Annotated in this window: 18 protein-coding genes and 1 tRNA gene; 9 read left to right on the top strand and 10 right to left on the bottom strand. The window is 63.4% G+C overall.

Annotation, left to right across the window (positions count from 1 at the left end; genetic code table 11):
- Window positions 1-166: 166 nt before the first annotated feature.
- Window positions 167-1,534, bottom strand: a complete 1,368-nt coding sequence (locus B0G81_RS19875; RefSeq protein ID WP_134138092.1) for an MATE family efflux transporter — start codon at window positions 1,532-1,534, stop codon at window positions 167-169.
- Window positions 1,531-1,839 carry a DUF2288 domain-containing protein gene (locus tag B0G81_RS19870; RefSeq protein WP_134138091.1) on the bottom strand — a complete coding sequence of 103 codons (309 nt, stop codon included), beginning with the start codon at window positions 1,837-1,839 and terminating at the stop codon, window positions 1,531-1,533. Before B0G81_RS19870 ends, B0G81_RS19875 begins: the two co-directional genes overlap by 4 nt.
- Window positions 1,840-1,947: 108 nt before the next feature.
- Here B0G81_RS19870 and B0G81_RS19865 point away from each other — a divergent pair, with 108 nt between their 5' ends.
- Window positions 1,948-2,676, top strand: a complete 729-nt coding sequence (locus B0G81_RS19865) for a pentapeptide repeat-containing protein (RefSeq protein ID WP_134138090.1) — start codon at window positions 1,948-1,950, stop codon at window positions 2,674-2,676.
- 825 nt (window positions 2,677-3,501) lie between these two features.
- Here the strand turns inward: B0G81_RS19865 and B0G81_RS19860 are convergent.
- The 3 genes from B0G81_RS19860 to B0G81_RS19850 form a co-directional block, all read right to left on the bottom strand.
- Window positions 3,502-3,828, bottom strand: a complete 327-nt coding sequence (locus tag B0G81_RS19860) for a hypothetical protein (protein ID WP_134138089.1) — start codon at window positions 3,826-3,828, stop codon at window positions 3,502-3,504.
- Between the two features lie 213 nt (window positions 3,829-4,041).
- Window positions 4,042-4,752 carry a peptidoglycan DD-metalloendopeptidase family protein gene (locus B0G81_RS19855; protein ID WP_134138088.1) on the bottom strand — a complete coding sequence of 237 codons (711 nt, stop codon included), beginning with the start codon at window positions 4,750-4,752 and terminating at the stop codon, window positions 4,042-4,044.
- A gap of 196 nt (window positions 4,753-4,948) precedes the next feature.
- A complete protein-coding gene (locus B0G81_RS19850) occupies window positions 4,949-5,857 on the bottom strand; it encodes an aldose epimerase (protein WP_134138087.1) in 909 nt (302 codons plus the stop codon).
- A gap of 652 nt (window positions 5,858-6,509) precedes the next feature.
- Between B0G81_RS19850 and B0G81_RS19845 the strand changes: the two genes are divergently transcribed.
- From B0G81_RS19845 to B0G81_RS19835, 3 genes are all read left to right on the top strand, one after another.
- A complete protein-coding gene (locus B0G81_RS19845; RefSeq protein ID WP_106283690.1) occupies window positions 6,510-7,340 on the top strand; it encodes an undecaprenyl-diphosphate phosphatase in 831 nt (276 codons plus the stop codon).
- Window positions 7,341-7,646: 306 nt separating this feature from the next.
- A tRNA-Arg gene (locus tag B0G81_RS19840) sits at window positions 7,647-7,723 on the top strand.
- A 342-nt stretch (window positions 7,724-8,065) separates the two neighbouring features.
- Window positions 8,066-8,578, top strand: a complete 513-nt coding sequence (locus B0G81_RS19835) for a universal stress protein (RefSeq protein WP_243856553.1) — start codon at window positions 8,066-8,068, stop codon at window positions 8,576-8,578.
- Window positions 8,579-8,645: 67 nt separating this feature from the next.
- Here B0G81_RS19835 and B0G81_RS19830 read toward each other — a convergent pair whose 3' ends face one another.
- Both B0G81_RS19830 and B0G81_RS19825 read right to left on the bottom strand, forming a co-directional pair.
- Window positions 8,646-9,029: a DUF427 domain-containing protein gene (locus B0G81_RS19830; protein WP_134138086.1), complete on the bottom strand. Its 384-nt coding sequence runs from the start codon at window positions 9,027-9,029 to the stop codon at window positions 8,646-8,648.
- A gap of 247 nt (window positions 9,030-9,276) precedes the next feature.
- On the bottom strand, window positions 9,277-10,854 hold the full coding sequence (locus B0G81_RS19825; RefSeq protein ID WP_134138085.1) for an acid phosphatase: 1,578 nt from the start codon (window positions 10,852-10,854) through the stop codon (window positions 9,277-9,279).
- Window positions 10,855-11,102: 248 nt separating this feature from the next.
- Between B0G81_RS19825 and B0G81_RS19820 the strand changes: the two genes are divergently transcribed.
- Complete coding sequence (locus B0G81_RS19820) at window positions 11,103-12,485, top strand: cytochrome c peroxidase (RefSeq protein WP_134138084.1); 1,383 nt, start codon at window positions 11,103-11,105, stop codon at window positions 12,483-12,485.
- A gap of 48 nt (window positions 12,486-12,533) precedes the next feature.
- Here the strand turns inward: B0G81_RS19820 and B0G81_RS19815 are convergent, their stop codons facing one another.
- On the bottom strand, window positions 12,534-12,773 hold the full coding sequence (locus B0G81_RS19815; protein ID WP_134138083.1) for a hypothetical protein: 240 nt from the start codon (window positions 12,771-12,773) through the stop codon (window positions 12,534-12,536).
- A gap of 294 nt (window positions 12,774-13,067) precedes the next feature.
- On the opposite strand from B0G81_RS19815, the gene B0G81_RS19810 reads away from it, so the two are divergent.
- On the top strand, window positions 13,068-13,457 hold the full coding sequence (locus tag B0G81_RS19810) for an RT0821/Lpp0805 family surface protein (RefSeq protein ID WP_134138082.1): 390 nt from the start codon (window positions 13,068-13,070) through the stop codon (window positions 13,455-13,457).
- A 106-nt stretch (window positions 13,458-13,563) separates the two neighbouring features.
- On the top strand, window positions 13,564-14,013 hold the full coding sequence (locus B0G81_RS19805; protein WP_134138081.1) for an NUDIX domain-containing protein: 450 nt from the start codon (window positions 13,564-13,566) through the stop codon (window positions 14,011-14,013).
- Window positions 14,014-14,039: 26 nt separating this feature from the next.
- Here the strand turns inward: B0G81_RS19805 and B0G81_RS19800 are convergent, their stop codons facing one another.
- A complete protein-coding gene (locus B0G81_RS19800) occupies window positions 14,040-15,014 on the bottom strand; it encodes a transporter substrate-binding domain-containing protein (protein ID WP_116119600.1) in 975 nt (324 codons plus the stop codon).
- 140 nt (window positions 15,015-15,154) lie between these two features.
- Window positions 15,155-16,864, bottom strand: a complete 1,710-nt coding sequence (locus B0G81_RS19795) for a glutamine--tRNA ligase/YqeY domain fusion protein (RefSeq protein WP_134138080.1) — start codon at window positions 16,862-16,864, stop codon at window positions 15,155-15,157.
- Between the two features lie 570 nt (window positions 16,865-17,434).
- Between B0G81_RS19795 and ggt the strand changes: the two genes are divergently transcribed.
- On the top strand, window positions 17,435-19,162 hold the full coding sequence (gene ggt / locus B0G81_RS19790) for a gamma-glutamyltransferase (protein ID WP_134138079.1): 1,728 nt from the start codon (window positions 17,435-17,437) through the stop codon (window positions 19,160-19,162).
- A gap of 88 nt (window positions 19,163-19,250) precedes the next feature.
- The gene (locus B0G81_RS19785; RefSeq protein ID WP_134138078.1) at window positions 19,251-19,811 is read left to right on the top strand and encodes an alpha/beta hydrolase; all 561 of its coding nucleotides are present in this window, start codon (window positions 19,251-19,253) and stop codon (window positions 19,809-19,811) included.
- Window positions 19,812-19,853 lie beyond the last annotated feature (42 nt).

Raw genomic sequence — 19,853 nt, 5'->3', positions numbered from 1 at the left:
AGGCGAAGCCCCGGCGCGGGCACGCCGGCGCTTCTGACCCGCGCAGACTGTTCGCGCGGAGAGCGCGGGCTGAAGTTATTCTAGGGCGAGCGTCGCGCGTGACTTGTATGCGCTTGTTTCAAGCCGTAACCGGGTGCCGCGATGCGAAATGGGCAAGCCCGCGCGCTCAAGCCGCCGCGCCCGCCATGCCGCGCACGACGCCCGGCACATAGCGCGCGAGCGTGAGGCCGCGCAGGGCCATGAAGAGCAGCATCGCGGCCCACAAGCCGTGATTGCCGTACAGCGCCAGCAGGGCCCACGACGCCGCCACGAACAGCGCGAACGACACCACCATCGACATCATGAGTTCGCGCGTACGAGTCGCGCCGATGAACACGCCGTCCAGCAGAAAGCCCCACACGGACACCACTGGCGAGAGCGCGGCCCACGGCAGATACAGTTCGGCGGTGGCGCGCACGGCGGCCTGATCCGTCAGACGTTCGACGATCCACGAGCCCGCGCCCCAGTACACCAGCGAGAACCCCAGCGCGCCGAGCGTGGACCACAACGCCGTCACCTTGATCGCTTGCGTGAACGCGTGCCGGTCCCGCGCGCCGATCGCTGCGCCCACCAGCGCTTCGGCGGCGTGCGCGAAACCGTCGAGTCCGTAGGCCATGAACGTCTGAAAATTGAGCAGCAGCGCGTTGGCCGCGAGCGTGGCATCGCCTTGCTTCGCGCCCAGGTGCGCAAACCAGCCAAACGATGAGAGCAGGCACAAGGTCCGCACGAAGATATCGCGATTGAGCACCACGAGCCGCTTGAGCGCCGCCGCGTCGAACAAGGCGGCGCGATTCAACGCGGGCAGGCCGCGCGGCCTGCCGTGCCAGAGCAGGGCGGCGCCGAGCACGAAGCCGAGCGCGTCGGCGGTGGCCGTGGCCGCGCCGATCCCGGACACGCCCCAGTCGAAGCCGTGCACATACAGGATCACGGCCACGATGTTCACGCTGTTGATGAACACCTGCGAGAGCAGCGCGAGCCGCACCTGCTGAGTGCCGAGCAGCCAGCCGAGCACGACGTAATTGCCGAGGGCGAGCGGCGCGGCCCAGATGCGCGCGTGACAGTACAGCCGTGCGTTGCGCTGCACCGCGTCGCTGCCGCCGATCACGCGCAGTCCGTAATCGATCAGCGGCATTTGCAGCGCCAGCACAACGGCGCCGATCGCGGCCGCCAGCAACAGTGCGCGGACGACGTTGTTGCGCAGTTCGACCTGGTTATCCGCACCGTGCGATTGCGCGACCAGACCGGTCGTGCCCATGCGCAGAAAGCCGAAGCCCCAGAACACGAAGTTGAAGAACAGGCCGCCGAGCGCCACGCCGCCGAGATACGACGCGCCGTCCAGATGGCCCGCCACAGCGGTGTCGACCGCGCCGAGAATGGGCTGTGTCAGATTGGCGAGAACGATGGGAAACGCCAGCGCCAGCACCCGGCGGTGCCAGTGCACGGGAACAGCGGGTGCCGCTGCCGACGTGTCAGCGTCGCGCGCGGCTTCGCTCAACTGCGTTCCTGCACGCACACCCAGGGGGAGACGACGACGGCCCAGAGATCCGGGTCGCGCTCGGCGAAGTCCGCGGCGGTTTCCGCCTGCACGCGCTCGACGAGCCCGGAGGACAGCCATTGCGTGACCTGCGTGGTGTCGTCGCTGGCGATGGCTTCGGCCACGCTCACCAGATCGAGGTCGCGCGCGACGCGCAGCAGAATGCCGCGCGCAAAGAAGCGTTCGAGTTCGACCCAGCCGATCTTGGCGGTTTCGGCAAGCAACTTGGCGTACAGCGGGCTATGGGTGGCGTCGTTGGAAGTCATCGTAAGGGGGTTCCGGCGGGGCCGTTACTATAAACCATCGGCGCGGGCCGCCAGTGCGGCGCGCGCTCCGGTAGGCTATGGGTCCTGCGAAATTCATTCTGAACCTTCATGTCACTGGATTCAACGGCGCCGGCTTCGGCCGCGCAAGCTCACGTCGTGACCGACGCCACGCTCACGCGCGCGGAGGTGGAACGGCTCATCGCGGCAAGCCTCGCCGGCAATAAAGCGCCGCTTCATTTCACGGACTGCGATTTCGAAGGCGTCGACCTGTCGCGTCTCGATCTGCGCGGCGCCGAGTTTCATCGCTGCACGATCGTCGAGACGTCGTTTTTCGGCGCGACGCTCTCGCATACCCGCTGGGTCCGTTGCCGCGGCCGCGAGGCGGATTTCGCGTCGGCCGATCTGGTCGACGCGGCGTTTCAGTCGAGCGATCTCAACAATACCGGCTGGCGACGCGCCAAGCTGGCTTCGGCGTCGTTTCATAGCTGCAAGCTGACCGGCGCCAATTTCGAAGCGTGCACGGCGCTGGGTTTGAGCTTCGTCGAAACGCTGCTGGTCGGCGCGCACCTGCGCGGCCTGTCGTTTCGCAAAGCCACCCTGCAACAACTGGATTTCTCCGATGCCGACCTGGCCGGCGTCGACTTCCGTGAAGCGATCTTCGACGGCGGCAGCCTGAAGGATGCCCATTTGAAGGGCGCCCGCTTCGACGGCGCGGACCTGCGCGAAGCCGACCTCAGCGGCGTGCGGCTGGTGGACGCTGCGCTCTTCAAGGGCGCGACGATCTCGCATGCTCAGGCGGCCGTGCTCGTCACCGAGCTGGGTTTGCGAGTCGTGTGAGCGAGCCCTCAAGTTGGCCGATTTTAGCCAATCGGCCTGCTTGAACGATTGGATGCTGATGCTTATCATTCGAATGGTCGAATCAATTAAGCCAGCCCATTTTCACTGCTGTAATTTGTCGGCGGATTTAATCGCTTGATATTTACGCTGTTTGCGAATTGCTGAAAAGAAGCCGGCTACTTTGATTAAGTCGGTCAATATCGGATAATAATGCGAAAGAGTGCGGTGGCGCACTAAAGCTACGCAGTACGTAAAGCGTCCGAATCATGCTGGATAGGTTAGCAGAAATCCGCCAGTGGCCTTTCCTCAGGCTTTTCGGGTCGTTTCCTGGCGGATCCCTTGCCTCGCCCGGTTCTGCGGGTAATATCGGGTTTCGACTCGCGCCCTTTAAAGCGTTTCATGTTGAAACGGCGGGCGCATTTAGCCTGTATGATTCCGACTTTTCCCGTTCACATAGCGCGGAATCCGTACGCCGCATCACACTGACTGCGAAATTAATATATTGCGCTTGTAAAAGGGGATTGTTAGATTTCGTTCTGGCGCATGGTGAACCGGTCCTTTGCCGATATGCGCCGAACCCCCGTTAGCCCGGCCTCGTGCCGGGCTTTTTTTCTTGCCGCGCTACGTCCGAGTCACCACTGGTTCACATGTGCAGTGGATCATGAAAGCTTACCTTTCCTTGCACGAGCATGACCGCGCTAATCATTTTTCTCGGCATCTGCCCGCTCGCGCTCGGCGTCCTGGTCGCGTTCGCCGCGCGCATCGATCCGCGCTCAGGACGCTGGCGCCGCCGCTAGCTCGGCTGCGGCGCGCGTGGCGTCGTCGTTATTGCTTGCAGCGAACCACCATCGAACGGTTCTTCACGTTCGCACCGAAAATACCGCCCACCGTGCCGCCCGCGGTCGCACCGTTGTCGACATCTTTCGAAACGACGTCGTAGCCGTAGTTGCCGCAGACCTGACCCGCCTGCTTGTAGCACTCGGCCCAGCTCGAACTTGCATCGCTGCCGCTGCAGTTGATTGCAAAGCCGGTGTCGCCGCTAGGCAGGTAGGTCATGGTGGTGGTGCTGGAGCAGCCGCCGAGGCTGCCCAGCGTCAGCAGGCCGAGACCGATCGCCGCAGCCGTCGCGACGGACGCAAATGCGCTCTTCATACAGATTCCTTACAGATAGACGGAGAAAGACGTGACGCGAAGCCACGTCGTGTCCTGATTGAGCGTTTTATAACACGCCGGGTTCCCGCGGCCGCCGTTGCAGAACGCATGCCCGGCAATAGGCGGCGTACGCGGCGCGACACCACGCGGGCGGCACAGCGGGCTGGGAGCGCCCGCTGGCGAGACAGCCCGTACCAACCCCTCAGCCAGCGTCTAGCGTGGCGGCAGAGCCCGCGACGGATCGATTGAGCGGCCCTGATAGCGCAGTTCGAAGTGCAGCATCACGCGGTCTGTATCGGTGTCGCCCATCTCGGCAATTTTCTCGCCGCGCGTGACCGACTCGCCTTCCTTCACCAGCAGCACGCGGTTGTGGGCATAGGCGGTCAGATACTCGGCGTTGTGTTTGAGAATCAGCAGATTGCCATAGCCGCGCAAACCGTTACCGGCGTACACCACCGTGCCGGGCGCCGCGGCAACGACGGGCGTGCCCGCTGCCGACGAGATATCGATGCCCTTCGAACTGCCGCCGTCGAAACGCCGGATGACCGTGCCGTCGGCCGGCCATACCAGCGAGATCGTCGAAGCCGGCGGCGCGGACGGTGCGCTATCGACCGGGGCCGGACGTGGCGTGGCCGAAGCGCTGCCGCTTCCGCTGCTGCGTACCGCGCCACTGGTCGATGCGGCGCCACCCGGCGGCGCGACGCGCAGCACCTGGCCGACCTCGATGCTGTCCGGATTGGTCAGATTGTTCCAGCGCACGATGCTTTGCACCGATTGCCGGCTACTGCGCGCGATCTTCGACAGCGTATCGCCCCGTTCCACCCGATAAAAGCCCGGCTCCACCGGCGCCGACCCGCACGCGGCGAGCAGTGCCACCAACGACGCGCAGGCGAGCCGTTTCATCATTCTTGTTGTGTTAACCATTGGACCTCGCAAAGCGCTGCCGCGCGCCGATCCCGATCACGCGGCAGGTAGATACAAATCGCTCGATTCTAACGGTTTTGCGCTGCAGCACGCGAAAAGCGGGCTGCGAGGCAGGCACGCGCGGCGCAGGCTGCGGCGAAATGCAGCGAAATTCGCCTTAAAGCCGACCACGCCGCTTAGTCTGGAATCCCCGCAATCAACCCAGCCTGGCCACGCTGATGCGCAGCGCCGCGACCTCTGTCTGCCCCGCTTCGAGCCAGCGCAGACCCAAGCCGTTGTGAATCGCGTCCGGCAGTCCGAGCCACGGTTCGACACAGTAGAAGTCCGACTCCGGTGCTTCGGTCCACGTGGTCACGGCGTACCAGGGCACCGAGCCCGGCCGTTGCAGGTCGATGGTGATGAGCCGGTCGAGGCCTGGCGCGACGAGCCGCACCGGTTGATCCGGTGTGCCGACGAGGCAATGGAAGCGGTCATGGATGCGCGCCTCGTCGAGCGTATAGCGCGCTTCGCCCGGCTCGGCGGCGCTGATCGAACCGTCTTCCTGCTGAAAGCACCGTTGCGTGCGCGGCAGTTCGAGCGAGGTCTCGCCACGCTGCGTGTGCGGCAGCGTGAAGTAGAAGTGATGGCCGGCGTAGTAGGGCAGGCGCGTATCGCCGGTATTGGTGGTGGTGAACGTGACGTCGAGCGTATGCACATCCACGAGGTCGTAGGCGGCCTCGAAACGGAAGCCGAATGGATAGCCGCCGCGGGTTGCCTCACTGTCGGTGAGGATCATGCGCAGGCCGGCGCCGTGCACGTCGGCGTGGGCTTCGAACGGCAGGTCGCGGGCGAAGCCGTGCATCGGCAGTTCGCGCACCGTGCCCTGAGCGTCACGCCAGAAACCGATCTTGCCGTCGACACGATGCCGGCCGAGAAATGGAAACAGCAGCGGATTGCCGCCGCGAATCCGCGCCGGCTGGCTCCAGTCGGCGTGCTCCGGCCAATGGATGACTTCTTCGCCGCCGATCGTCCACGACATCAGTCTGCCGCCGGCTTGCGGCGCGAAACGAAGCACGGAGGCGTCCTGGGTGATCTCGAGAATGTCCTGTTGCGGGGAGAGGGGCATGGTCGATGGATTGATGAGTAAGAGGTTGAAGGCAGATCCGGCATGGCCGGAGACGGCGCCATCCTGGCGTACGCGCGTCGGAATTTGCCGCGCGGCGCCGCGCGAGAGAATGATTTTGCGCTGCTTTCCGCTACGGGGAAACCCTTCTGGGGAAATTGCGGGTGTCGCCGCAAGGCTATCCTTGCCGATAATTCGTCTGACTGCCCGGTAACTTCGACGACCGGGCGAGACTGCCTCAGGAGGCTGTATGGATCTCGCAATGGCAATGGCTGTTACGTTGTTCGGCATGTTCGCAGCAAGCACGGTCTACTTCTTTTACAAGCTCGAACGCTGATCCAGGCATTCCACGCCTGCTGGCTTTGCCCGTCAGAGGCGTCGGGCTATTGGACACGGCTTCTTCTACCGCGTACCGCGCGGTTCGTTTCACGTCATTTCGCTGATCCCACAGGGCGGCCGTTCGCGGCGCCCGCTCCTTTTTCTGCGGCGTAACAACGGTTTCGAGTTGTGACGCAACGCACAATATTTCCCCGAATGCGGTTCAAACGCTTGGCGCTGACATTGCAGCCAGGCATAATCGGTGCGCTTTGAGGCGCCCGTGGATTCCTTATCCGGTGCGCTTGTCCCCGACATTTTCCTTACAAGGACGCCCCGCGTGAACCTGTCGTTTCTCATTTTCCTGAGCGTGCTGCAAGGCGTCACCGAACTGTTTCCGGTGAGCAGCCTCGGCCATACGCTGCTCGTGCCCGCCCTGTTCGGCATGCATATCGACAAACACGCGCCGCAATTGCTGCCGTTCCTCGTCGCGTTGCATCTCGGCACGGCGCTCGCGCTGCTTTGGTACTTCCGCAAACGCTGGTGCGCGCTGGTGCGCGGTTTCTTCGCGTCGTTCGGCGGCCGTCGCAACGACGACGCGCACATGATGTGGGCGCTCATCATCGGCACCATTCCGGCGGGTCTGGTCGGACTGATTCTGGAAAAGCGGCTCGAACGGCTTTTTCACGACTTGCGGATCGTCGCAATCGCACTGATCGTCAACGGCGTGCTGTTGTGGTTCGGCGATCGCCTGCAGCGTTCGCGCGCGCATCAGGCACCGGAGAAGCTGAGTTTCGGTCAGGCGTTTTTTGTCGGTCTTGCGCAGATCGGCGCGTTGATTCCGGGTTTCTCCCGCAGCGGCCTGACGATGATTGCCGGCAACGCTGCTGGCCTCACGGCGGAAAAATCGGCGGAATTCTCGTTCCTTCTCGGCACGCCGATTATTTTCGCGGCAGGCGTGCTCGAGTTGCCGAAGCTGTTCCATGCGCCGGGCCAACTCGCCGATGCGTTGCTCGGCGGCGTGCTGACCGCGATCGCGGCCTATCTCAGCGTGCGGTTCCTGATGCGCTATTTCGAAGGCCGCGGACGTCTGGCGTCGTTCGGCGTATATTGCGTGATCGCCGGTATCGTGTTCCTCGGCTGGTTCATGCTCCATCCGCAGACGGTCTGATGGCGTTCACCATGTCCGCTAGCGTGCGCTGGCGGGCAGGGGACGATCGGTTATAATCCGGGCCCGGCTCAGCTTGCCGGGCCTGTTTGTTTGGTGGCCCGTTTCCTGACGTGCGGCGGCCGGTGTGACGCGCAGATTGTCTGCCACGCACGCGTCGGAGTGGATTTCCTGTCTACGGCACGGTCAGTTAGAATTTCGGTATCCCACGAACCCTGTTGCTTGCAGAGCCACAGGTTCCAATACCCGAGAGCAGGATCTCATTGCGGGCGATGCACGTTGTACGCGGCTGCATCGCCTCAGTTCAATACGGCAGTAGCTCAGCTGGATAGAGCATCGGCCTTCTAAGCCGAGGGTGGGGGGTTCGAGTCCCTCCTGCCGTACCAATAAACTCAAGCTGTTACCAGGGTAATTCGCGACCTGGCTAGCTGCCAGATTTCTTCGTGCAGGGCGTCGGCCCCCGATCTGAGAGTGACCCTTGAGTAAGGTGAGTCGAGATCGACCTTAAGCTGAAAGCTCTTCTCCTTCGGGGTCAACTGAGCGCGTAGAAACACGTGTCGCGCCTGGTTCTCGCATGCACCGTGACGAGGCAGAATTCATGCGAAAAGTAGAGAGCAAAAATCTCCCGCATGCTCCTTCAATGTCCGATCACGCGTCGAGTTATGTCTCGCTCAGCCGTCACTTACCAATTCAAAGTTCTAAGCTTTTCGCCTACTGTTAGATAGGCCATGCGAGCGGCCGAAGGCGACACGCGTCGCATCACATTGACCTTATCTCCAGCCATGTTCAACATCCTCCTCGTTCCGCTGGACGGCTCGCCCCAGAGCGTCCACGTCATCGACCTGGTCAGTCGCGTCGCGGCGTCAGGGACGGCTACCGTACACTTTCTGTGCGTCGTCGACCCTTCCTATCTGTTGCCGCCCGGTAGCCAAAGCGATGTCGCGCCCGACGGCCAGACCTACCCGTCCGCATACGCGCAGACATCTTTCGCACAATCCGTCCTGACTGCCGCAGGCGCACAGCTTGCCGACCGGAATCTCACGGTGGAACAGCACCTGTGCGCGGGAAATCGTCCGGCCGATGTCGTCGTCGAACAAGCCCGACTGCTGAACGCGGAGGTCATTGTGATGGGACATCACCATTTGTCACGGCTGCGCCGCTGGGCGAACCCTTCGACCAGTGGAGAAGTCATCGAACGGTCGCCCTGTGCGGTACTGATCGAAACCCGGGACAAGGGCTGACACAAGCGCCAACTCATGACGCGCGACAGGCGCTAGCCCATTCGCCCGGCCGCGCCACGCGCGACTGTTACTGCGCCGGTTTCACATCGATCGAGTCGACGCGGTTCGGATAGAACGCCAGATGTTGCGCGATCTCCTTCACGGCCGCATACGGCGACTCATAAGTCCACACCGCATTGACTGTCTTTTCACCGCCCGACGGAATGCTGTAGTACGCGCAATCGCCCTTGTACGGACAGTAGGTCGCGTGATCGGTGCGCTCCAGCAGCGTCATCTCGACGTCGTTGCGCGGAACGTAATACACCGGCGGATACGACGCTTCGCGCAGCACGAGCGCCTTGAGGGTATCCGCGATCACCTTGCCGGCGACGGTCACGACCACGCGCGCGTTGGACGGCTCGACCGTGATCGGATGGTCGGGACCGGGCACCTTGATGGTTCTTTCAGTCATGCTGTTGAACTCCTGAATGTGGGCAAGCCTGCAACGTGTTGCGGAAGGTATCGAGCCGCGATCGACGAGGCGATCGCGGCCTGGTTCGAAGCATACGCCGCTCATGAAAACGCGTCGGACCCGGCGTTCACGGCACAGCCATAAAAAAGGGCAGCCGAAGCTGCCCCGTGAAAGTCTCACCCTCAGGCGGACTGTTGCTTAACGCTTAACCTCTTCCGTCCAATCTCGGACAAGTTGCGCCTCTCGCTCACTGCTTGATGTTCAATGCAGCCGTGAGGTCGCCCATCGGCTTGCCGCCGTTGCTGACCAGCGCGGCGTCGCGCGCCGCGATACCCGGCAGCGTCGGCAGCGAGAAGCGGTGCGTGATGAAGCGCAGGATCGACGTGGTGTCGTACTGCGTGTGATCGACGTAACCCTTCTTCGCGTACGGCGAGATGATCAGCGCCGGAATACGCGTACCCGGACCCCAGCGGTCGGCCTTCGGCGGCGACACGTGATCCCAGAAGCCGCCGTTTTCATCGTACGTCACGACAACCACCATGTTGTTCCACTGCGGGCTCTTCTGCAGATGCGAGATGACGTCCGCGATGTGCTGGTCGCCCGACGCCACGTCCGTGTAGCCCGGATGTTCGTTCAGGTTGCCCTGCGGCTTGTAGAACGACACTTGCGGCAGCGTGCCGCTGTCGATCGCCTTGATGAACTCGGAGCCGGCCAGGCCACCGTCGAGCAAATGCTGCGAACGGTTTGCGGTGCCCGGCGCCAGGTCGGCGAAGTAGTTGAACGGCTGGTGATGCGGCTGGAAATTCGGCGCCGTCAGATTCGCGCCGTAAATCACGTTCGACGTGCCGTTTTGCACCGCCGACACCGCAGCGCCCCACGCGCCGCCGTACCATGCCCACGACACCTTCGCGTTGTTCAGCAGATCGCCGATATGCTGCTGCGTCTGCGCCGGCAGGGTGGTGGCCTGGGTCGGATCGGCGAAATTCGCGTCGCCGCCGCTCGCCGGCTTGTTGCCGCTCGGCTGATACGGCGGCTGCATCGTGTTGATCGCGTAGAAGTCAGGCGTGAGGTTGCCCGAATTCACGTATTTGGGCGGACCGCTCAGCGCCGAAGCCGGCGAGTTGGACGCGAGCTTCAGCGTGACACCGTCGCTCTCCACCGACGAGATCGAGCCGGCGGCCACGCTCTTGTCGGCGTTCGGATAAGTCGGCGTGCACGCGCAGATCAGCCACTGGTGGTTCAGGAACGAGCCGCCGAACGCGCCCATGAAGAAGTTGTCGGCGAGCGTGTACTGCTGGGCGATCTTCCACAGCGGCAGCTTGTCGGCGTTGAGCGTGTAGTGGCCCATCACGAGACCGCCCGAATCCGCCCACGCGGCGAACTTGTCGTTCTTGCCGCCATTGATCTGCATCTGGTTCTCGTAGAAGCGGTGGTACAGGTCGCGCGTCGTCGCCGTGATCGGCGTGTTGAAACCCTTCGGGTCGTCGATGGCGAACGGGCTGTTCGGCAGATTCGCCGTCATGGCCTGCGTGACCACCGGCGTCACGCCGGTTTGCGTCAAGCCGTTCCACACCTGCGGCAGCGTCGCGAGCACGGTGCCGTTGCGATCCACCTGCGTGGCGCTCGTCGCCGTCACGTTCTGCAGACCGTTGGCGCCCGGGAAGTTGCCGTACAGGTTGTCGAAGCTGCGGTTTTCCGCGTAGATCACCACAACATTCTTGATCGACGTGATGTCCGGTTCGTTGACTTTGTCACCGCCGCACGCATACAGGCTTAGCGCTGCTGCGATCGCGATAGGCGTCGCGCAGATCAGTTTCTTGTTCATTTGATGTGGTTTCTCTCTCTCGCGTTGGGGACGGGTCATCTGAACTCCTTACACGGATGACCGTGGGCGAAAGTTTGGCAAGGCAATTTGACAGAAAGATGTAACTATTTACGAATTGCTTCTGATTGCAAAATAACGTCGGCTGTATGTCATTTAAACGACATGCAGATGAAATACGCTCGCGGACTTCACCATCGCAAACTCACATCTTTCATATGCGGCCAGGTCTGACGGGGATTCGGAAAATAATGGCTCGGGTCCACGCACGGCGTGACGCCGGGCTCGCGACGACGCGCCTGTGGCAAGCGACGGCGTTCGCCCTGGCCGCCATGACCTTGACCCTTGCCGCCTGCGATGCGGGTGCGCCAGGCACGGCAGCCGCGGCGGGCACCGGTGCAGGCGTAGCGGCTTCGGCCACGCCGGTGGCGGCGTCGGCGGTGCAGGTGGCGGCTCATGAAGCGGGCCAGTCTCGCGCCCAGGTCTACGAATCCGTGCGACAGATGACAGCGCTCGGCAAGCAGCTATTTTTCGACGCGTCGCTCTCCGGTTCGGGCAAGCTCGCTTGCGCGTCGTGTCACAGTCCGGACCATGGGTTCTCGCCGGCCAATGCGTTGTCGGTGCAACTGGGCGGCAGCGATATGCACCGCACCGGCATGCGCGCCGCGCCGACGCTGAAGTATCTACAGTCGGTGCCGGCATTCGCCGAGCACTATCACGAGTCGGATGACGAAGGCGACGAAAGCGTCGATGCCGGACCCACCGGCGGCCTGACCTGGGATGGCCGCGTCGACCGGGGCGGCGACCAGGCGCGCATCCCGCTGCTGTCGTCGTTCGAAATGGGCAGCACGCCGGCCAAGGTCACTGCGGCCGTCAAGGCCGCGCCATACGCCGACGCGTTCCGCGCGGCATTCGGCGCACACATTTTCGATAGCGACGACGCCACCTTCAAAGCGGTGCTGCAGGCGCTCGAAACCTTCGAGCAGACGCCGGAAACCTTCTATCCGTACACCAGCAAGTACGACGCGTATCTGGCGGGCAAAGCGCAGTTGACCCAAGCCGAACTGCGCGGCCTGCAACTCTTCAACGACGAGAAAAAAGGCAATTGCGCGAGCTGCCACATCAGCCAGCGCACCCTGGACGGCGCGCCGCCGCAGTTCAGCGACTTCGGCCTGATCGCGATCGGCGTGCCGCGCAATCGCGCGCTGTCCGTGAATCGCGATCCGCGTTTCTACGACCTCGGCGCTTGCGGCCCAGAGCGCACCGATCTGAAGGGACGTGGCGAGTTTTGCGGCATCTTCCGCACGCCGACGCTGCGCAATGTGGCGTTGAAGAAGAGCTTTTTCCACAACGGCATCTACCATTCGCTTGATCAGGTGGTGCGTTTCTATGCAGAGCGCGACACGAACCCGGAGAAGTTCTATCCGGTGACGAAAGGCAAAGTGCGGAAATTCGACGATCTGCCTCAGCAGTACTGGGCCAATCTGAATACCGATCCACCGTTCGACCGCAAGCCGGGTGACAAGCCGGCGCTCGACGAGGCTGAAATCAAGGACGTGGTCGCGTTCCTGAATACGCTGACAGACGGATATAAGGCGGGGAGCGGGGCGGCCGATTCAGTGGCCGCGAAGTGAGGCGGGTGACGCGATGACGGCTGGCGTAGCCGGTCGCTAGAGTCGAGATTAATTGCCGGCGTTCGCCAGCATGTAATAGCAGCCGGCGAGCAGCAGCGCGAAGGACAGCAACAGGCAGGCGATGCCGACGCGCGTCAGCAGATTGGGCCAGCGGGCGTGAGGCAGCGCGTCCATCCGCACGGCGCGCCGCGCGAGTCCGGGATCGCGGCCCATCGCAACCGGTGCGAGCGCGGCGCACAGCAGCGCAAGCGCGATAGCAATGGTTTTGAGGACGGAGAGGGTGTGCATGGTGAGGCCTCTTCAGATTCTGATTGGCGCGGAGGCGCAACCGAACAATCTTAAGAAAGCGTCCTAGTGGCAGGAATGGGATCTGTCCTAAAATTAGGGACGCTCACTGGGCCGACGGCGCGCGCTCCCCGGAAATGAGGCACGTCCTGTGCGAGGCTGGCCTCGTTTTATCCGCTTCGGCAGGCGGTCGTTTCTCGCGGTCCCTTCGAGAGGGACATGCTATGCTTTTGGGGTCCAGATCATGAGACGCCATGCGCGCTCGAGACCGCCGAACACTTCCGAGGAGAACCCTTCATGTCGATGCGAACCCGCGTCCTGTCTCAACTGACCGCCGGCAGCCTGTTGCTGGGTGCTGCGATCGGCGCGCAAGCGGCAAATCTTGGCTTTCTGAACGACACGCCGATCAGCTACATGAAGCAACGCGACATTGACTCCGTCAAAAAGGCGGTGTTCGCCGCATTGAACGACAAGCAGGACGGCGAAACCGCGAACTGGGTCAACGAAGGCACGGGCAATAGCGTGAAGATCGACGCCGCGATCACGATGGCCAGCACGGCCAAAGAGGGCGATCGCACCTGCCGCGACCTCGGCGTCGTGCTGAGCGCCAAGGGACAATCCATGAACCTGCGCCCGCAGTTCTGCAAGCAGGGCAGCGGCACCTGGCAATTGCAGAAAAAGCACTGAAGGTGCAGGTCTTGATGGCGGCGCGCGCCCCTTGGCAGCCGACGCGGCCCGAGGCCGCGCGCATGCGTGTCGATGAATCTGCGCGTTTGCCTGAGATGGTGCGGCGATGAGCACACGGATTATTTCGTGCGGCATCGTTTTGCTCGACCCGGACGGCCGCGTGCTGCTTGCGCACGCCACCGAAACGTCGCACTGGGACATTCCGAAAGGACACGGCGAAGAAGGCGAGGCGCCGCATGTCACGGCGCTGCGCGAGATGGTCGAGGAGACCGGTATCGCCATAGCGCCCGAGCGTCTGAAAGACCTCGGCCTGTTCGTCTATCGGCGCGACAAGGATCTGCATCTGTTCGGCGCGCGTGCCACCGTCGATGAACTCGATCTGAGCGTGTGCACCTGCACGTCGCTCTTTCCGCGCCGCTCGGACGGCACGCTGATTCCCGAAATGGATGCCTACCGCTGGGCCGCGCCCGACGAAGTGGACAAGTATGCGAGCCGCAGTCTCACGCGGCTCTTTCAGACCACGCTGTCGCTCGCGGAACTGCATCGGTTGCTATAGCGGCGAGGCCGTGACCGCGTGAGGCCTCAGTCGAGCGCGCGGTCGTTCGGATGCGCGAACAGAGCGCGATTCTGCTCCGACAGCGGAAAATTCAGATTGATGCCGCGCGGCGGAATGGGTTGCGTGAACCACTGTTTGTACAGACGCTCCGCTTCGCCGGATGTCTGGCCGCGCGCGATCACGCCGTTGATGAGAGCGCGGAACGGCTCGTCGCCCTTGCGGAACATGCACGCGTAGACTTCGTAGCCCAGCGGCGTGCCGGTCACCACGAAGTCGTCGGGACGCGGATCGGTCGATTTGAATCCGTACACGATCGGCTCGTCCATCACGAAGGCCACGGCGCGGCCGTCCTTGAGCGCGTTGAAGGCCTCGGAATGGTCGCGCGCGCTGGTGATGCGCATGTTCAGGAGCTTGTCGGTGTTCAGGCGGCGCAGCAGGCGTTCATCCGAGGTGCCCGCGGTCGTCACGACCGCTTTGCCGGCCAGATCCTGAAAATCCGTGATGCCGGCGTTCTTGCGCGCGATCATGCGCACCGCGTACTGGAAAAAACTGTTCGAGAACGCGGCCACGTTTTCGCGTTCCACGGTGTGGGTGGTCGAGCCGCATTCCAGATCGATCTGGTTGTTCAGCAACATCGGCGTGCGGTTCGACGAGGTCACCGTGATCTCGTGCACCTTCAGTTGCGGCATGCCGAGCGTCTTCTTGATCTCTTCGACGATCTGCAGCGCGATGGTCTGCGAGTAGCCGACCGTGCCCTTGCCGTCGAAGTAAGAGAAAGGGATCGAAGCTTCACGCACGCCGAGCACGACCACGCCGTCGTCGTGGATTTTTCTCAGCGTGCCGGTGAGTTCATCCGCCTCAGCGGCGCAACTGAGCGACGCTGCTGCGAAGGTGATCAGCGCCACGAGCGCGCAGCCCGCGCCATGGGCGAAACGCGCAGCGTATGCCGTGTGCCCCGTCGTGTGCCGGGTACGGGCCCCGCGACGGCCTGCAACTTTCATCGGACCTCCCGGACTGGCGTGTGCGGATGCCGCGCCGCCGCCGTCGATGGAAACATGGTGCAACAAAACGGCGTGCATCTTTCGATCAAGACGCACGCCGTAACCAACCTCAGATGCGCGGCAAAAGGGTGCGTTCCAGCTTACGCCGGCTTGCCCCAACTGTCGCGCAGACTGACGATGCGATTGAATACGGGCTTACCCGGCTTCGAATCGACGCGGTCGGCGACAAAATAGCCGTGGCGCTCGAATTGATAGCGCTGTTCCGGCAGCGCTTCGCGCGCGCCCGGCTCAAGGTAGGCGTTGACCACGCGCTTTGAATCCGGATTCAGCGCTTCGAGGAAATCGCGGCCGCCGGCGTCCGGTTGCGGCTCCTTGAAGAGGCGGTCGTAGATGCGCACTTCGGCCGGGCACGCGGCTGCCGCGCTGACCCAGTGGATGTTGCCCTTGACCTTGTAGTTGTTCGCGCCTTCGGTGCCCGACTTGCTATCCGGGAAGTAGTTGCAATGGACCGCGACGATGTTGCCGTTCTCGTCTTTATCCGCACCGACGCATTCGATCACGTAGCCGTAACGCAGACGCACCTTGTTGCCCGGGAACAGGCGGAAGTAGCCCTTCGGCGGCGTTTCGTTGTAGTCGTCGCGTTCGATCCACAGTTCGCGCGAAATCGGAAACTCGCGCACGCCCATTTCCGGATGATGCGGATGGACCGGCGCATGGCACGGCTCGGTGACGCCTTCGGGGAAGTTGTCGATGATCAGCTTGACCGGATCGAGCACGGCGGCGGTACGCGGCGCCTTCTCGTCCAGATCGTCGCGCAGCGCGCCTTCGAACACGCTCATGTCGATCCACGAATCGACCTTGGTCACGCCGATGCGTTCGCAGAACAACTGGATCGCTTCCGGCGTGAAGCCGCGCCGGCGCACGCCGACGATGGTCGGCATACGCGGATCGTCCCAGCCGTCCACATGGCCTTCGGTCACGAGTTGCAGCAGCTTGCGCTTGCTGGTGATCGCGTAAGTCAGATTCAGTCGCGAGAATTCGATTTGTTGCGGCAGCGGGCGCGTGAAAATGCCGGCCTCGGCGAGCTCGTTCAGAATCCAGTCGTACAGCGGACGATGGTCTTCGAACTCCAGCGTGCACAGCGAATGCGTGATGTTTTCCAGCGCGTCCGAGATGCAGTGCGTGTAGTCGTACATCGGGTACACGCACCACTTGTCGCCGGTACGGTAGTGATGTGCGAAACGAATCCGGTAGATCACCGGATCGCGCATGTTGAAGTTCGGCGACGCCATGTCGATCTTCGCGCGCAGCACGTGCTCGCCTTCCTGGAACTCGCCGGCCTTCATGCGACGGAACAGGTCGAGATTCTCCTCCACCGAACGCTCGCGGAAGCGCGACGGCGTGCCGACTTCCGTAGCCGAGCCGCGGTTCGCGCGCATTTCTTCGGCCGACTGGCTGTCCACGTACGCCTTGCCGCGCTCGATCAGCAGTTCGGCGAATTCGTACAGCTTGTCGTAGTAGTCGCTCGCGTAGTAGAGCTCGGACTTGCCGTCTTTCTCCCACTCGAAGCCGAGCCAGCGCACGGCGTCGATGATCGAGTCGACGTATTCGACGCTTTCCTTTTCCGGGTTGGTGTCGTCGAAGCGCAGATGGCAGACGCCGCCGTAGCTGCGCGCCACGCCGAAATTCAGGCAGATGCTCTTGGCGTGACCGATATGCAGATAGCCGTTCGGCTCGGGCGGGAAGCGCGTTTCGACGCGCTGGCCCCACTTGCCGGTGCGGTTGTCGTCGTCAATGATGTTGCGGATGAAATTGGATGCCGCTGGCGCGTCGTTGCGTTCGGTATTCATGCGAGAAGGTGAGAGTCTGTCGGGGGCGCGCAATGCGTCCTCTTATACGACAATTCTACCTGACGAGCCCCGTTGCGACAGGCGAGTGCGGCGCGCAGCCAACGTTTGAGCCATTTTGACGGTGATTGAAGGGGCAGGCCGGCGCTGTAACAGGAGGTAAAACGTTTTGTTCACGTGAGCGCCGCCGACTTAGGATGCGAGCGGCGCGGCTTCGCCCACGCTGGCTGCGCGGGTTTGTCCGCGTCAAGTGTGCTGGCGTCGCAATGGGCCGTATGCGCCCGCTTTCGGCCCGTTGCATCGGGCCTCTGGTCAGGCCGCATTTCGTGCGGCCTGAGTCCTCGGGCGGGCGACCAGCGCGCATCGAGAGGTGCATTAGCAGAGGTGGATTAGCCGCCTCATCGCGCCTTGAATGCCCGCCCCCGATTTTTCGCGGGGCAGTGCAGCTTGCCCACAACACGCAGCGCGCGCGCTCGTCGCAGCGATCCTCGCAGGCCGCACCGCCCCTTGTCGCCTTGCACGAATTCCTGCCGTTCGTGCACCATGGCGCCCTCAGTTGCCGGAGTTTCTCGGATGTCTGTCCCGACGCACGGCGCGCCTCGCGCGCCTTTCACTTTTCTTTCCCTAGCCCGGATCCTGACCGTGTCGGCCGTGCTCGCCTCCTTCGCGGGCGGCACGGTCGCGCTGGCGAAAACGCCGCCGCCCAAGGCCGTGTTCGACGCATCGGCGGTGGCCGTGCCGGACCGCTACAGCGCGGACACGGCGCAGCAGATCTTTGCCGCCGGCGGCAACGCGGTGGATGCCGCTGTCGCCGTCGCCTTCACCCTGGCCGTGACCGCGCCGGATGCGGGCAACCTCGGCGGCGGCGGGTTCATGACGGTGTTCATGGACGGCAAGCCGTATTTCCTCGACTATCGCGAGAGCGCGCCTCGACAGGCGACCCGCGACATGTATCTCGACGACAAGGGCAATCTGCTGCCGGGCATGAGCGCCGTCGGCCATCGCGCGGTGGCCGTGCCGGGCACCGTCGAGGGCATGTGGGAAGCGCACCAGCGTTTCGGCAAACTGAAGTGGAAGCAGGTGCTCGCGCCCGCGATCCGCTACGCCACCGACGGGTTCCAGGTCGAACCGTGGTTGCAGCAACGCCACGACGCAGCCGCGAGTAATTTCGCCGGCAAGACCAATTTCGATGCCTACTTCTCCAGTCTCAAGGCGGGCGCGACATACCGCCAGCCTGAACTGGCGCAGACGTTGTCGCGCATCGCAAGCGACGGCGGGCGCGAATTCTACGAAGGCCGCACCGGCGACCTGATCGCCCAGCAGATGTACGGCCACGGTCTGGTCACGAAACAGGATCTGCTTCAGTACAAGGCCGTGTGGCGTCAGTCGCTAACCGCCGACTGGAACGGCTATCAGGTCGTCACCGCGCCGCCGCCGAGTTCGGGCGGCGTGGGTCTGATCCAGATGCTGAAGATGAAAGCCGACCTCAAGCCGGCCTTCGACGGCCTCGAACTGAATTCCGTGCCGTACATACATCTGATTGCGCAAATCGAGGACCGCGTGTTCGCCGATCGCCAGCAATACCTGGGCGATCCGGACGCGTACAAAGTGCCGACCGCCAAACTGATCGACGACGCCTACCTCGCGCAGCGCGCCGACGAAGTCAAGCCCGACGAAGTGCCGGGCGCGACGCCGGTCAAGCCGGGACTCGGCGACGCTGTTCCGGAGAAGGCGCAAACCACGCATTTCTCGGTGGTCGACAAGTGGGGTAATGCCGTGTCGAACACTTACACGCTGAACGGAGACTTCGGTTCGGGCGTGGTGGTGGACGGCGCCGGCTTCCTGCTGAACGACGCCATGGACGACTTCGTGACCAAACCCGCCGGCGCGAACAGTGCCGAACTGAACACCGTGGCGCCGGGACGCCGTCCGCTGTCGTCGATGACGCCGACCATTCTGCTGAAGGACAACAAGGTGTCGCTCGTGATCGGCACGCCCGGCGGTTCGCGCATCCTGACGTCGATTTTCCAGGTGATGACCGACCTGTACGACTTCAACATGTCGCCCACCGACGCGCTCGCCGCCATGCGGTTTCACCACCAGTTGCTGCCGCAGAAGACAATCTATTTCGAGCCGTATCGTCCCATCACGGGTGAGTTGGCCGAGCAGTTGCAGGCCAAGGGCTACACACTCGAAGGGCAGTCATTCAACGGCGACGTGCAGATGATCCGCATCGAGGGCACGACGCCCGTGCCGGCGGCGGATCCGCGCGGTGTGGGCGTGGGGCGCGTAATGCATTGACGCGGCGATGCGGGCTTGCGCCGGCGCGAGCAAAAACCACAGGCCAAAAACAATAAACTGCGACTAACAACCGACACGGGGAACGCGGATGAGCGTACGAAAACAACCCACCACGCTGGTGCTGCCGGGCTACCAGAATTCCGGCGCCGGCCACTGGCAGACGCGTTGGGAAGAACTGAATCCGGCCTTCGCGCGGGTGCGGATGCCGGACTGGGATCATCCTGAACGCGACGCCTGGTGCCGCACGCTAGACGCCGCCGTGGCCGCCGCCGATGCGCCCGTGGTCTTCACCGCGCACAGCCTCGGCTGCCTGACGACGGCTTTCTGGGCGGCGCAATATGCGAGCGCCGCGCAGCTTGCGAAGGTGGCGGGCGCGTTGCTGGTCGCGCCGCCCGATCCGGCCGAGGCGCATTTTCCGCGGGACGCGCGCGGTTTCGCGCCTGTGCCGCTCGAGCGGTTGCCGTTTCCGACCATTGTTGTCGCCAGCAGCGACGATCCCTACGGCGGCGTGCCGTTTTCACAGACCTGTGCGAACGCGTGGGGCAGCCGCTGGATCGACCTCGGCTCGCGCGGCCATATCAACGCGGACAGCGGGCTCGGCGATTGGGACGAAGGGCGTAAGTGGCTGGAGTCGTTCGGACCGCGCTAGCCGCCCGCGCCGTCGATTTGGGAGTCCGTTTCCGCGCTGGGT

The sequence above is a fragment of the Paraburkholderia sp. BL6665CI2N2 genome (assembly GCF_004366535.1).
GTDB lineage: Bacteria > Pseudomonadota > Gammaproteobacteria > Burkholderiales > Burkholderiaceae > Paraburkholderia.
This window is presented reverse-complemented; position numbering and strand designations above follow the sequence as displayed.

Excerpts from the sequence above, each read along its gene's own strand:
- B0G81_RS19810 (WP_134138082.1), top strand. The coding sequence starts at position 13,068 with ATGTCGATGCGAACCCGCGTCCTGTCTCAACTGACCGCCGGCAGCCTG.
- B0G81_RS19805 (WP_134138081.1), top strand. The coding sequence starts at position 13,564 with ATGAGCACACGGATTATTTCGTGCGGCATCGTTTTGCTCGACCCGGAC.
- B0G81_RS19850 (WP_134138087.1), bottom strand. The coding sequence starts at position 5,857 with ATGCCCCTCTCCCCGCAACAGGACATTCTCGAGATCACCCAGGACGCC.
- B0G81_RS19785 (WP_134138078.1), top strand. The coding sequence starts at position 19,251 with ATGAGCGTACGAAAACAACCCACCACGCTGGTGCTGCCGGGCTACCAG.
- B0G81_RS19865 (WP_134138090.1), top strand. The coding sequence starts at position 1,948 with ATGTCACTGGATTCAACGGCGCCGGCTTCGGCCGCGCAAGCTCACGTC.
- B0G81_RS19860 (WP_134138089.1), bottom strand. The coding sequence starts at position 3,828 with ATGAAGAGCGCATTTGCGTCCGTCGCGACGGCTGCGGCGATCGGTCTC.
- B0G81_RS19815 (WP_134138083.1), bottom strand. The coding sequence starts at position 12,773 with ATGCACACCCTCTCCGTCCTCAAAACCATTGCTATCGCGCTTGCGCTG.
- B0G81_RS19870 (WP_134138091.1), bottom strand. The coding sequence starts at position 1,839 with ATGACTTCCAACGACGCCACCCATAGCCCGCTGTACGCCAAGTTGCTT.
- B0G81_RS19830 (WP_134138086.1), bottom strand. The coding sequence starts at position 9,029 with ATGACTGAAAGAACCATCAAGGTGCCCGGTCCCGACCATCCGATCACG.
- ggt (WP_134138079.1), top strand. The coding sequence starts at position 17,435 with ATGTCTGTCCCGACGCACGGCGCGCCTCGCGCGCCTTTCACTTTTCTT.
- B0G81_RS19835 (WP_243856553.1), top strand. The coding sequence starts at position 8,066 with ATGCGAGCGGCCGAAGGCGACACGCGTCGCATCACATTGACCTTATCT.
- B0G81_RS19825 (WP_134138085.1), bottom strand. The coding sequence starts at position 10,854 with ATGAACAAGAAACTGATCTGCGCGACGCCTATCGCGATCGCAGCAGCG.
- B0G81_RS19820 (WP_134138084.1), top strand. The coding sequence starts at position 11,103 with ATGGCTCGGGTCCACGCACGGCGTGACGCCGGGCTCGCGACGACGCGC.
- B0G81_RS19855 (WP_134138088.1), bottom strand. The coding sequence starts at position 4,752 with ATGGTTAACACAACAAGAATGATGAAACGGCTCGCCTGCGCGTCGTTG.
- B0G81_RS19800 (WP_116119600.1), bottom strand. The coding sequence starts at position 15,014 with ATGAAAGTTGCAGGCCGTCGCGGGGCCCGTACCCGGCACACGACGGGG.
- B0G81_RS19795 (WP_134138080.1), bottom strand. The coding sequence starts at position 16,864 with ATGAATACCGAACGCAACGACGCGCCAGCGGCATCCAATTTCATCCGC.